The sequence below is a fragment of the Planktothrix serta PCC 8927 genome, from assembly GCF_900010725.2.
Lineage (GTDB): Bacteria > Cyanobacteriota > Cyanobacteriia > Cyanobacteriales > Microcoleaceae > Planktothrix > Planktothrix serta.
Genome location: NZ_LR734824.1, coordinates 170143 through 183626 on the forward strand (window position 1 = coordinate 170143; position 13484 = coordinate 183626).

12 protein-coding genes are annotated in these 13484 nt (G+C 36.5%); 7 read left to right on the top strand and 5 right to left on the bottom strand.

Going from position 1 to position 13484, the window contains the following annotated elements; all coding sequences use genetic code 11:
* Positions 1-28: 28 nt before the first annotated feature.
* Together PL8927_RS01075 and PL8927_RS01080 are read left to right on the top strand one after the other, a co-directional pair.
* Positions 29-706: a MarC family protein gene (locus PL8927_RS01075; protein ID WP_083616653.1), complete on the top strand. Its 678-nt coding sequence runs from the start codon at positions 29-31 to the stop codon at positions 704-706.
* Between the two features lie 288 nt (positions 707-994).
* Positions 995-2056: a DMT family transporter gene (locus tag PL8927_RS01080; RefSeq protein ID WP_083616655.1), complete on the top strand. Its 1062-nt coding sequence runs from the start codon at positions 995-997 to the stop codon at positions 2054-2056.
* Between the two features lie 17 nt (positions 2057-2073).
* On the opposite strand, the gene argS is transcribed toward PL8927_RS01080, so the two are convergent.
* The 3 genes from argS to ychF form a co-directional block, all read right to left on the bottom strand.
* Positions 2074-3831, bottom strand: coding sequence for an arginine--tRNA ligase (gene argS / locus PL8927_RS01085; protein ID WP_083616657.1), 1758 nt, complete (start codon positions 3829-3831; stop codon positions 2074-2076).
* A gap of 348 nt (positions 3832-4179) precedes the next feature.
* On the bottom strand, positions 4180-4548 hold the full coding sequence (locus tag PL8927_RS01090) for a phage holin family protein (RefSeq protein WP_083616659.1): 369 nt from the start codon (positions 4546-4548) through the stop codon (positions 4180-4182).
* Positions 4549-4700: 152 nt separating this feature from the next.
* The gene (gene ychF, locus PL8927_RS01095) at positions 4701-5792 is read right to left on the bottom strand and encodes a redox-regulated ATPase YchF (RefSeq protein WP_083616661.1); all 1092 of its coding nucleotides are present in this window, start codon (positions 5790-5792) and stop codon (positions 4701-4703) included.
* Positions 5793-6132: 340 nt separating this feature from the next.
* Here ychF and PL8927_RS01100 point away from each other — a divergent pair, with 340 nt between their 5' ends.
* The 5 genes from PL8927_RS01100 (at position 6133) to PL8927_RS01120 (ending at position 11357) form a co-directional block, all read left to right on the top strand.
* The gene (locus PL8927_RS01100) at positions 6133-7176 is read left to right on the top strand and encodes a DNA cytosine methyltransferase (RefSeq protein WP_083616663.1); all 1044 of its coding nucleotides are present in this window, start codon (positions 6133-6135) and stop codon (positions 7174-7176) included.
* Positions 7177-7292: 116 nt separating this feature from the next.
* Positions 7293-8765 carry an aminotransferase class I/II-fold pyridoxal phosphate-dependent enzyme gene (locus PL8927_RS01105; protein WP_083616665.1) on the top strand — a complete coding sequence of 491 codons (1473 nt, stop codon included), beginning with the start codon at positions 7293-7295 and terminating at the stop codon, positions 8763-8765.
* Positions 8766-8831: 66 nt separating this feature from the next.
* Positions 8832-9431, top strand: a complete 600-nt coding sequence (cbiT, locus tag PL8927_RS01110) for a precorrin-6Y C5,15-methyltransferase subunit CbiT (RefSeq protein WP_083616667.1) — start codon at positions 8832-8834, stop codon at positions 9429-9431.
* Between the two features lie 75 nt (positions 9432-9506).
* On the top strand, positions 9507-10400 hold the full coding sequence (locus tag PL8927_RS01115) for a phosphatidate cytidylyltransferase (RefSeq protein ID WP_083616669.1): 894 nt from the start codon (positions 9507-9509) through the stop codon (positions 10398-10400).
* A gap of 24 nt (positions 10401-10424) precedes the next feature.
* Positions 10425-11357 carry a DNA cytosine methyltransferase gene (locus tag PL8927_RS01120; protein ID WP_083616670.1) on the top strand — a complete coding sequence of 311 codons (933 nt, stop codon included), beginning with the start codon at positions 10425-10427 and terminating at the stop codon, positions 11355-11357.
* Here the strand turns inward: PL8927_RS01120 and PL8927_RS01125 are convergent.
* Complete coding sequence (locus PL8927_RS01125; protein WP_083616672.1) at positions 11354-12385, bottom strand: DUF4435 domain-containing protein; 1032 nt, start codon at positions 12383-12385, stop codon at positions 11354-11356. The two genes, PL8927_RS01120 and PL8927_RS01125, sit on opposite strands and share 4 nt — an antisense overlap.
* Positions 12386-12389: 4 nt before the next feature.
* Positions 12390-13334 carry an AAA family ATPase gene (locus PL8927_RS01130; RefSeq protein WP_083616674.1) on the bottom strand — a complete coding sequence of 315 codons (945 nt, stop codon included), beginning with the start codon at positions 13332-13334 and terminating at the stop codon, positions 12390-12392.
* Positions 13335-13484: the final 150 nt, after the last annotated feature.

Consider the following 13484-nt stretch of genomic DNA (forward strand, 5'->3'; position numbering starts at 1 on the left):
CATCGTTTATGCAGTCTTAATTTAAAAAATGATAGAAGAGTTGTTAACCTTCGTTTTAGGCAGTTTTGCATCCTTGTTCCCCATTGTAGATCCCTTGGGTGCTGTGCCAATATTTTTGGTTTTAGCCACAGGCTATTCTCCAGAATTACAACAAAAATGTGCGATTAAAACTTCCCTGAGCTTTGTAGGAGTTTTAATATTTTTTCTATTAATTGGGGATAGTATTTTAGAGTTTTTTGGGTTAGCAATGTCAGGGGTAAAAGTGGCTGGAGGAATTGTAATTTTTGAAACGGGATGGGAAGCCTTAAAAGCCGAACCCAAATTAACCCCAACAGAAGAAGAAGCTTTAAGTTGTCAAATTCAAGAACATAAAGATATTTCCTTTATTCCCTTAACAATTCCTTTATTAGCAGGGCCAGGAGCGATCACGGTAACATTAGGATTAGCAGCCGAAGCGGGGGAAAGTTTTTCAACCGAAACCGTATTACACTTAGGCGCGATTATTGTGGCAATTCTGCTGATTGGAATATTAGTTTATGGCTGTTTAATCCTATCTAATCGGTTACTCAATCTTTTAGGAGAAAATGGAATTATCGCCTTTACCCGCTTTTTGGGTTTATTTATTTTAGCCTTGGGAGTACAATTAATCTTAAGTGGATTAGAAAACTGGATCGAAGGTTTATTTTCGACTTATTTATCAAATTGAATCCCCCCTGAATCCATCGGTAAATCTGGGGAGTCCCATTGATGGCCCTCTCCTGACTCCTGACCCAGGGGTTGCAGGTAAAAAAATATCACTCCCAGGAGATTCTATTCGTTCTAAAATATTCTTAGAATAAACAGCAAACTGTTGTTTTTCTGGCAAAGGAGGTGAACACACTTACCATGATGTTGACCGATTTGCATGAATCTTAAGAGTGAAATTGTGTGTGTAAGTCCCTTCCAAGGATTGATTTCTCCCCCTTGAAAATGAACAATTTATAACCATTTCTCAATGACTCTTTTACAACCCAAATCACAACATATTCAGGGTGTTATCCTACTGGTAGCAGTTACCCTACTTTGGGGAACAACATTTCCCCTCGTTAAAGAAATCATTCATAATATTTCTCCGGGTGTATTAATTGCGATTCGATCTGCTTTAGCAGCGCTCGCTTTTTCCATCCATTTACGGACGTTGAATCTTAAGTTAGTTCGAGATGGTGTTATATTAGGAAGTCTATTTTTTTGCTGTTTAACGGTTCAAGCAATTGGCTTAGAAACCCTCTCCGCAAATCGTGCTGGGTTTATTTGCGGCCTGAATGTGATTTTAGTCCCATTGGCAGGACAATTGTTCGGTCAACGGGTGAAACGGGGAATATTTTTAGCAGCCGGACTCGCTTTGCTAGGGGTAGGAATCATGTCCTGGGAAGGCGGATCTCTGACAGCTGGGGACTTCTGGATGTTATTAGATGTTCTACTCTATACGAGCTATATTCTGGTTTTGGAAGCGGTCACTTGCAACCATTCGGCTCTTTCCTTAACAGCCATTCAGCTTGTAACGATGACGGTTTTGGCTACCCTGTGGACATTACCCGATTTGCTCAACCAATGGGAGGGCATTCGCAGCAGTTATATGCCTCTATTATACCTGGCTGCGGTAACGGCTATAACAACTTGGCTTCCGGCGATCGCTCAACATTGGGTTTCCGCCTCTGAAACGGCGATTATCTATACCTTTGAACCTGTATTTACCTCTTTATTTTCCTTTTGGTTACTCGGTGAAACTTTAGGGGTACGGGGTTGGCTTGGGGGTGTGATGGTTTTAGCAGCAATGTTTATTAGTCAACAATACACGAATTCTACAGGATTAGAGGGTGAAATCAGAGGTGAAGAAAATCTGCTGATTCCTACAATTGAACCCCTGGTAATTCGTGAAGAAATTTGTATTGATTTTTCTTGGAATCATCCCGAATTAGGAAAAGAACCGATCCCTGTATTGGCGACTTCAATTCCCCATCCAGAGTTAATAGAACCGAGAATTGAAAGGTTAGAAGAACCGGGAAGGATTAAATAATTTTATCCGGTCTGATCTTACATTCTTTCTAACACCGGAATACCTAAAAGAGATAACCCTAATTTTAAAGTTCGTGCGGTTAAATCACACAAAGCGATCCGGGAAGTTCGTTGAGGTTCTTCTGCGTCCAAAACCGAACATTGATCATAAAATTGATTGAATTTTTGGCTTAATTCAAACAAATACAAGCATAAACGGTTGGGTAATAAATCTTGAGAAACTTCTGCTAATACTTCTTGCAATTGCAAGAGATGTTTGGCTAATACCAATTCTGTTTCGGCGTGCAGAACCAGTTTAACATCCGTTCCCAACTGTTGCCAATTAATATTCCCTTTGCGACTAATACCTTGAATTCTGGCATAGACATAAAGCATATAGGGGGCTGTATTTCCTTGCAACGCCAACATTTTATCAAAGCTAAAAATATAATCGCTGGTACGATTTTGGCTTAAATCTGCATATTTAACCGCACTCAAACCCACGACTTTCGCAACCTGATCAATAAACTCCTCTGTTTCGGTGCGTCCTTCTTCCTTGATCCGGGTTTCTAAATCCTTTTTAGCATAATTTACCGCCTCATCTAATAACTCTCTTAAACGCACCGTTTCCCCAGAACGAGTTTTTAATTTTTTGCCATCTTCTCCTTTCACAACCCCAAAAGCAACGTGAACTAATTCGACATTTTCCGGTATCCAACCCGCCCGTTTTGCCACTTGCCAAACCTGCATAAAATGGTTAGATTGTCCAGCATCAGTAACATAAATAATTCGGGTAGCTTTCTCCGTTTCAATGCGATGTCTTAAGGCGGCTAAATCCGTTGTCGCATAATTATAACCGCCATCGGTTTTCTGCACAATTAAAGGTAAAGGTTCCCCTTCTTTATTGGTAAATCCTTCTAAAAAGACGCATTTTGCTCCCTGATTTTCAACTAATAATCCAATTTTGTCTAATTCTTCAACAATTGGGGGTAAGAATTGATTATAAAAAGATTCTCCTCTTTCGGTTAAATTAATTTCTAAATCATTATAAATTAACTGAAATTCTCGCCGAGATTGTTCACACAATAATTGCCACGCTTGACGGCTATCTTCCGCCCCAGCTTGTAATCTGACTACTTCCTGACGAGCCGTTTCTTTGAAGGTTTCATCTTGATCAAATCTAACTTTTGATTGCCGATAAAATTCTACTAAATCCCCTAAATCTAAAGCATTAGCAGTGGTTAAAGCATCAGGATAAACTTCTTTTAAATAGGTAATTAACATTCCAAATTGAGTTCCCCAGTCCCCAACATGATTAAGACGTAAAACGTCATGTCCTTGAAATTCTAATATTTTAGCAAGACAATCTCCAATAATAGTAGAACGCAGGTGTCCGACGTGCATTTCTTTAGCAATATTCGGACTAGAAAAATCAACAATAATTCGTTGGGGGGGGTTAACTTTAGGAATATTTAAGCGTTCATCCCCTAACATTTGTTGAAGTTGGGTTTCTAAATATTGGGTTTTTAAGCGTAAATTAATAAAACCAGGGCCAGCAATTTCGGGAGTTTCACAGATTTCATCTAAGCTTAAATGGTCTATAATTTGAGTAGCGATCGCTCTAGGATTACTTTTTAAGGGTTTTGTTAACGACATCGCCAAATTACATTGATAATCACCAAATTTGGGATTAGTTGACGCCACCACCATCGGGTCAGTTGTGGCGAAATCTTCTCCAAATGCAGCTATTAAAGCTTGATTAAATTTAATCTTGAGCAGTTCTACTGTAGATGTCATAATTAACACTTCAAGTTTAAAAGTTAATTTAAGGATCTCCTTCTCAGTCTATTGTACCTTGAATGGAGTTGATCATGATCAATAAACTAGAGTTTTAGGCATCCATCAGCTATAATATAATAATATAATTAAATTTAAAAAGTAAACGATTATTATACGAAGCACTAGAACTCAGTCATCAACCTAATCAATCTCAAGTTACAGCTTACAGCTTGGTTGCTGAATCAATTTCAGTCTTAGGTTTAACTTCCTCAAATTAAATCAACAATTTGACCTACATAAATAGAGGTCGATGAAGGTGCATTCCTCAAGGGATATTTTTTAATCTCTGGTTAGACCTAATGAAAATTATCTAATACCGGCTTGTGCTAATACCTGAAACAGAACAGAATTAATAAAACTCAGTGCTAAAGCTCCAATTACAGCACTCCAAATTCCCCAACGTAAGCGAAATCCTTCCACCAGTTTAGCGGCTAAGGCGAACATCGCCACGTTGAGAAGAAACGCAATAAAAGAACCCGCAAAAATCAAAGTTGCTGGAGCTATAATTAATGCTAAGAGTGGGCGCACTAAAGCATTAACAATTCCAAAAACCGCCGCCGAAATTAAGGCTTTTTTGAAATCCTCAATTTCAACCCCAGTAAATTGACTCAGTAAAGCAATCAAATATAAGCTGACGGCTGTTACTAACCAAGCGATTAACAAACTGACTAACATTTTTGAAACTCCAATACTCTGATAACGCCTGATTCTACCCCTAATTCATCACAGTCTGAAGATAAAATTATAAAATCTTTATTTTTGCTTAATAAAATTTAAGAAAAACTCGCCCCCGCACAGTTTACCAGTACAGGGGGAAGCTTCAAAAATTAAACATTAAATCGGAATAACAGCACATCCCCCTCTTGGACAATATACTCTTTTCCTTCACTGCGAACTAATCCTTTTTCCTTCGCAGCATTCATCGAACCTGTCGCCACTAAATCCTGATAAGCCACCGTTTCCGCCCGAATAAATCCCCGTTCAAAATCAGAGTGAATGACTCCGGCGGCTTGGGGTGCAGACATTCCGGCTTTAATTGTCCAGGCGCGAGTTTCTTTCGGGCCAGTGGTTAAATAAGTGCGTAATCCTAATAATTCATAAGTCGCTTTAATTAAGGATTTTAAACCCCCTTCTTCTACGCCTAAAGAAGCCAAAAAATCAGCCCGTTCTTCTTCCGATAAATCCACTAATTCCGCTTCTACCTGTGCCGAAATAATCACCACTTGAGCATTATCAAGTTTTGCCACTTCCCGAACTTTTTCAACTTGTTCATTTCCCGTTGCTAAATCATCTTCTGAAACATTAGTTGCATAAATTACAGGTTTTTGCGTGACTAACCCTAACCCTTTTACGGCTTCTAGTTCTTCTTCGGTTAATATCGCTTGACGGGCGGGTTTACCTTCATTTAAAAATACCGAAATTTTTTCTAAAGCCGTTACTTCAATTTGGATTTCTTTATTGGTTCTCGCTTGTTTACGGGCTCGGTCAATCCGGCGTTCAACTTGAGATAAATCTGATAAGGCTAATTCTAAATTAATAATATCAATATCTCGCAAAGGATCAACAGAACCCGCAACATGAATAATATCATCATTTTCAAAGCAGCGAACGACATGAACAATGGCATCCACTTCTCGAATATGGGATAAAAATTGATTTCCTAACCCTTCTCCTTGACTCGCGCCTTTAACTAATCCTGCAATATCGACAAATTCCATTCGAGTCGGAACAACGGCTTGAGAATTGACGATTTTTGCTAACACATTCAACCGTTCATCGGGAACTGCGACAACACCGACATTCGGTTCAATAGTACAAAAGGGAAAGTTAGCCGCAGTCGCCTTCGCATTAGCAACTAAAGCGTTAAATAATGTCGATTTACCAACGTTGGGGAGTCCAACAATTCCGGCTCTTAGCATGGGTTCAATGGTTGAGTTAAACGTTCAATAGACTATCAATTTATGATTATAAACCGTCTGGGGACAAATTTAACAAAGCTGTATCTAAATCTAAAGGGGGTTTTATTTTTAACTTGTTTCATTATTAAGATAAAATGAATATACTGTATCTGCATTGTTGACCACAAAGACACAAAGACACGAAGAAAGAAGGATAATTAATGGGATAGCGGTTGTGGTAAGGGTATAGTTTAATCATACCTTCGTTACAAATTTTTGAACAGGTAAAAATAGAAAACCCTCATCAGTCCCTTTGTGTCTTCGTGTCTTTGTGGTTCCTTCTACCTACAATAGTTATAATATGGATCATTCTCTTAAAATAGCAGATTTATTTTCAGGAATCGGTGGGTTAAGATTGGCTTTTGAAAAAGCAGGTTATCAATGTGTTTATTCTTGCGAAAAAGATCCCGCTTGTCAATCGGTCTATTTTAATAATTTTGGAGAACAGCCAGAAGACGATATTACTAAAATTAATTATAATAATATTCCTCAGTTTGATATTTTAACCGCCGGGTTTCCCTGTCAACCTTTTAGCATTTGTGGAAAACGTCAAGGGTTTCAAGATACCAGAGGAACCCTATTTTTCCATATTTGCGAAATCATAGAAACCCATCATCCCAGGGTTATTGTCTTGGAAAATGTGAAGCATTTGTTACATCATGATCAAGGAAAAACCCTCAAGACTATTTTATATTCATTAGAAGATTTAGGCTATTGTGTAGATTATCAATTATTGAATGCGAAAGACTTTGGACTTCCTCAAAATCGAGAGCGAGTAATTATTATAGCTTGCAAAGATAAAAATTTTTCTTTCACAAAAATGCAAAGGGTTTATCCTGTTCCTAAATTGAGGGATTTTTTAGACAAAACAGGAAAATTTGACTACTTAAACCCTGAAGAATATACACTAATTGAAGATTATAAACAGCAATCATCCGGTTTAATTTTTGTCGGATATCGGAATAAGAATATCTGGAAAAAAGGGATTAGACCTAATACCGAACATTTATCGAGGGTACATCATCAACCGAATCGAATTTACTCCATTGATGGAGTCCATCCCACCCTTCCCTCCCAGGAAACATCGGGACGTTTCTTTATCTATATTCCCGAAGAAAATCGAGTTCGTAAATTAACCATCCAAGAATGTTATAGAATTATGGGGTTTCCTGATACCTTTAAATTGCATCCTAATTTAGGAGAATGTTATAAACAAATTGGGAATTCTGTTTGTATTCCTCTATTCCAAGAACTAGCAATACAAATTAAAGAGCAAATTTTTAGTTCTTCTGAGCATCAATATTTATCAGGATGGACAGTCAAATCATCAATTAAAAAATTATAAATTCTTTGTGTCTTTGTGTCTTTGTGGTTAAATTTAAAAATATCAGTGCGAACTACTATAAGTCCTGATAACGCAGTAAAATCTGCGCTTAAGCGCAACAACACGGGAGTTTTTTAATGTTAGAACAATCTCAAACACCCCTATTAACCGCCTTAAAAAATTGTGCAAATCAACTCGATACCGCCTTTTATGCTCCTGGTCATAAACGAGGACAAGGAACTTCAGTATTATTAACAGAACTATTAGGAACCCAACTGTTTAAAGCGGATTTACCCGAATTACCTGAACTGGATAATTTATTTAATCCCGAAGGAGTAATTTCAGAAGCTCAAGACTTAGCTGCTGATGCGTTTGGGGCTGAACAAACCTGGTTTTTAGTTAACGGTTCAACCTCTGGAATAATTGCGGCGATTTTAGCAACTTGTGGAACGGGAGATAAAATTTTAGTCCCCCGAAATGTGCATCAATCTGTGATTTCTGGGTTGATTTTATCGGGTGCGATCGCAATTTTCCTACAACCCGAATATAATCCAACCTGGGATTTAGCTTATAGTATTACCCCGGAAATTCTTGCTCAATCTTTACAACAACATCCCGATGCAAAAGCGGTATTAATAGTATATCCCACCTATCAGGGAATTTGTGGAAATATTGCCGAAATTGCTAAAATTACCCATGAATATAATATCCCCTTAATTGTCGATGAAGCCCACGGAGCGCATTTTAATTTTCATCCTAATTTACCCACGCCAGCCCTCAAAGCCGGAGCAGATTTAAGCATACAATCTACCCATAAAGTTTTAGGTTCTCTTACCCAATCTTCAATGCTTCATGTTCAGGGAAATCGGATTAACCGAGATCGATTATCCCAAACCTTACAATTCGTTCAATCTACCAGTCCTAATTATATTTTATTAGCTTCCTTAGATGTCGCCCGTCAACAAATGGCAACCCAAGGCTATAATTTAATCAGTCAAACAATATCTTTAGCCCAAATAGCCCGAACTAAAATTAGCAAAATTCCAGGTTTATCTAGTTTTGGAACGCCCGACTTTAAACCGACATCAGGATGTGTTAACTTAGATATTACTCGGTTAACGATTAAAGTATCAGACTTAGGAATAAGTGGTTATGAAACTGATGAAATTCTCCGTCAACAATTCCATGTCACCGCAGAACTTCCGAGTCTGCACCATCTGACATTTATTATTAGTTTAGGGAATACCGAAACCGATATTAACCAACTAATTAACGCCTTAAAAACCCTTTCCCTCCAACACCCACCTAACGCCATACCCCACCCCCTTCCTAATTTCTTCCCTACGCCCGATAATTTAGCCCCTACGCCTCCTTTCTCCTGTCGAGAGGCTTTTTTTGCCCAAACTGAAACGCGACCGCTTAAAGACTGTATTGGGCGGGTGAGTGCAGAAATCATTTGTCCCTACCCGCCCGGTATCCCCGTATTAATGCCGGGTGAAATTGTGACCTCTAATGCACTAAAATTTTTGCAACAAGTGATAGCTTTGGGTGCGAAAATAACAGGATGTAGCGATCCAAACCTGCAACAGCTTAAGATTGTTAAGGGTTAAATCAATCATAGACAACCCTTCAGTTATCCCTAAGCTAATCATTACAACTTTAAACCGATCCCCAAAATGTCCAAACTTTGGCCCTATGTCACTCCTGGTATCCCTGATGATTTGTTTGAACGGTTGCCCGGTATCCCGTTAAGTAAGCGGGAAGTTCGGTTATTATTAGTATCTCTGATGCGATTGCAACCCGACTCAATTGTCTGGGATATTGGGGCGGGGACGGGGACAATTCCGGTAGAAACGGGGCTATTATGTCCTCACGGTCGAATTATTGCGATTGAACGGGATGAAGATGTGGCGAATTTAATTCGGCTTAATTGTGAACGGTTTGAAGTTAAAAATGTGGATGTGATTGAAGGAAGCGCCCCCGACTGCTTACACAGTATTTCCTATCTACCTCATCGGGTTTGTTTGGAAGGTGGACGACCCCTAAAAGCCATTTTACATGAAGTTTGGAAATATCTACAACCTCAAGGACGAATTGTGGCGACAGCATCAAATTTAGAAAGTCTTTATGCCATTTCTGAAGGGTTTTCTGAGTTACAAGTCCGTAACGTTGAAGTCGTTCAATCGGCGATTAATCGCTTAGAAAAACGGGGAAATCATCAAACCTTTGAAGCCGTTAATCCCATGTTTATTTTAAGCGGTGAAAAAATAGATTGAATTTAAAATTAAAACTTCTGTAGAGACGCGCCATAACACCTCTCTATAACATCCCAACTCCTCACTCCTAACACTATGCCTTCTTTGTCTCGCATTATCAGTGGAATTATTGCAATTATTTTAGCCTTGGGAATGCTCATTTTTGGGGGATGGTATTTTACCCTCGGTTTCAGTGTGATTGTCTATTTAGGTCAATTAGAATATTTTCAATTAGTTCGGGCTAAAGGAATAGAACCTGCGGGGAAAACGACTTTAGTTGTTAGTCAAGCGTTATTGTTAACGGCGGCATTTTCTCCGAGTTTAGTCGATGCCATGTTTGCCTTAGCAGGAACGCTGATTTGTTTTTATCTATTATTTCAACCTAAATTATCAAGCATTGCTGATATCAGTTCTTCGATTTTAGGCTTATTTTATGGGGGATATTTACCTAGTTATTGGGTACGGTTAAGAGTTGGACTTGAACCAAATACTTTATTAGAAAAAGCCTTTGCCAGTCCGATTCCTTTTAATGAACATTGGCTAGAAAATTGGTCATTGTTTAACTTATCCCCAGGATTAACCGCTACTTTATTAGCCTTTGGTTGTATTTGGGCGGCGGATATTGGAGCTTATATTTTTGGTAAATGTTTTGGACGGACTCGCCTATCGGATATTAGTCCGAAAAAAACCGTTGAAGGGGCAATTTTTGGAGTTTTAGGCAGTATTGTCGTGGCAATATTAGGATCTTGGTCTTTACACTGGCCGGGGTTTCCTTGGGCGGGTTTAATCTTAGGATTATTAATCGGAATTGCCAGTTTATTAGGGGATTTAACCGAATCTTTAATGAAAAGAGATGCAGGAGTCAAAGATTCCGGTCAACTGATTCCCGGTCATGGGGGAATTTTAGATCGAGCAGATAGTTATGTCTTTACTGCACCCTTAGTCTATTATTTTATCACCTTATTTTTACCCTTATTATCAACCCGATAAATCATCAGATTAATCCTTATAAATATGAGCCTAAAATCAACTCAATTCAGAGTGATTGATTTATTCTGTGGATGTGGGGGATTATCCCTAGGATTACACAACGCTGGCTATAATATTATTGCCGGATTTGATAACTGGAAATTTGCTATTGATCTCTATCAAAAAAATTTTAAACACCCCAGTTTTTTAATCGATTTAGGGAATTTAGAGGGAGATTTCTCAATTTTTAAAGATTTTAATCCCGATATTATTGTCGGGGGCCCTCCCTGTCAAGACTTTTCCAGTGCTGGAAAACGAGATGAAACGTTAGGACGAGGAGATTTAACCCTAGTCTTTGCGGAAATTATCGCCACAATTCAGCCTCAATTTTTGATCATGGAAAATGTTCCTCGATTTATTAAAACTCAGAAATATCAACAAGCTAAAGCTATTTTAAAATCGGCTAATTATGGGTTAAGCGAAATCATCTTAGATGCTAGTTTATGCGGAGTTCCTCAAACTAGAAAACGCTTCTTTTGGATAGGAGAATTCCGGGGAAAAGATGACCAATTCCAGCTTGATTTAAAAGCTAATTTATCTCCAAAACCCCTAACAATTCGAGACTATTTTAACCAAATCGGTAAACCCTTAGATATTGACCATTATTATCGACATCCCAGAAGTTATAAACGGCGAGGGATTTTTAGTATTGATCAACCCAGTCCTACCATTAGAAGTGTTAATAGACCTATTCCTAAAACCTATCAACCTCACCCTGGAGACTCTGCCTTAATTTCTCCTAATATTCGTCCCTTAACCACCCTAGAAAGAAGTTATATACAAACTTTTCCAGAGGATTTTATCTTCACAGGAACTAAAACCCACCTCGAACAAATGATCGCCAATGCTGTCCCGGTGAAATTAGCTGAATATGTTGGTTATTGTTTAACTGAATATCAAGAAAAATTAAACTGTTAATTCTTATTTTTAATGAGATTAAATTCTTGTAGATATCTATCTATATCTTGTTTGATTTTCTCCATCAGTGGGCATAACTCTAAATAAAGCAAACAGGAATTATGTCCATCTTTTAAGAGAGTTTCCCAATGTATTCCTTTAGTATGATTCTTGTATTCATTTAATTTGTTTTTACCCTCTTGAGAATCAATATTATAATCATTTTTTCTTTCTTCTTGATAAATCTTTACAATTTTTTTCAATAAATGCGTTACCACGCAATCATAGAGTATATGCCCTCTAATATACCAATAAATATTTTCAGGTTTAACTTCAAATTCTTCTATTAAATCATTTTCTATAGCTTTTAAATCAATGTTTTCGTATTTATTTTCTATCTCTAATTTGCATTCATTAACTCTATCCTTAAGTAATTTAATTAGACTTTCACCATTATTAGATAAATCAATTTCACTTTGATCAAATCCAAAAACAGAATTCAAATTTTTATTTGAAATTAATATTTCACTTTTTACTTCCAGACCTTGATTTTTAGCATTATATTCCTGTTTTCTGAAAAAAAACATATATAAAAAGATTTCGTATATTGTCTTTGAATAAGCTTCAAAAAATTTAATAAAGCAAAATGTTTCCTGTAAAGGCAATGAACATTTTTTAGCAATAATGTTTAAATTATAGGAAAACACTTTAAAATTTTCAATAGAATAAGCGTAAGTATGAAAAATATAAGGATGACTGTAAACAGGTTCATTTTTTAGCAAATAATCGAAGTCACTATCTACACACAAAATTAATTTTGAATTAGCATTTTTTATATTATCTTTTGTTAAAACTTTCTGTTTTCCACTTTTATACTCACTCTCTCTCGAATGAGGATAAAAAATAATTTTCAATGAAGGGGCGAATTTTCTAAATACATCTTCCCAAAATACAACATCATCTAAACCTTCAACATAAGCAGTAATATCTTTATCGAGAAAAAAAGTATTTTCTGTATCCCGATAATCAGCATCAATATATTCTTCCATAGTTTTAATCCTTAATAATATTTTTCATATCAATAACTTTATCTTGCCATCCTTTGCTAATTATACCCGGTGCATGAGTCGCAATAATAAGTTGACAATTATGATTCAGTTGTTGAATCATATCTATCAAGTCAAGTTGCCAACTTAGATGCAGTGAGATTTCGGGTTCATCCATCAAAACAATGAAGGGTTTGTTTTCCTGAAGTAAAATACTTAAAAGAATAATTAAGATCTGCTTTTCTCCAGAAGATAACTGATAAGCTGAAATCGTTTTATCATTAGATTTTCGGAATATAATCGAATTTTCTTTATCAAAATCTATTTTTTTATTTGTTTCATCGAATAGCTTATTTATTAGCTCTAAAAAACGGTTTTGATTTTGATTGATATTAGCAATAATATCATCTTTTTGTTTAAGTAATTCTCTCAGCTTGGAAAGTTCTTCAGCATTGGCGCTATCTTTATTAGATAACGCTTTAATTTCATTATCCTGATCACGAGTTTTCTCTTTTTCCTGGTTTCTGAGTTTTAATTGATAGCTTTTAAAATCATCTATCAACCCTTTTAAAAGATAATCTAATTCTGTTTTAATATTTTCATCTTTTTTATAGTTTTGGTTTTGAAGATCCTTGACCAGCATTTCAAACGTACTTATTTTGCACAAATTAACTTTTTTTGAAAGTGCTTCTATAAATCCACGTTCTTGATTATAAAAAATCGAACTCTCATCATCAAAATATATTTTGAATAATTCTAAATTGAATTGACGCTCAACTCCATATTTTTCATCTATTATATCTTCAATTAAATTCAATAATGTTGTTTTACCTACTCCATTTTTACCAACTAAAATATTAACTTCTTGATCAAGTTCCCAATAAATATCAAGCTCACCCCATAGTTTATCAATGGTTATCGATTTAATATATTTGATGTTTTCTTCTGTCATTTTAATTAACCTCTACAGAAATTCTGCAAAAATAGGGTTTCTTAACATTCCTTATTAATTTTAAACAACTGGCAAATTAGAAACTCAATTTCTAGGGTGAGTGTTGCGTCAATCCTGATCAATTTTTCAACTCTATATTATCAGAGGGGA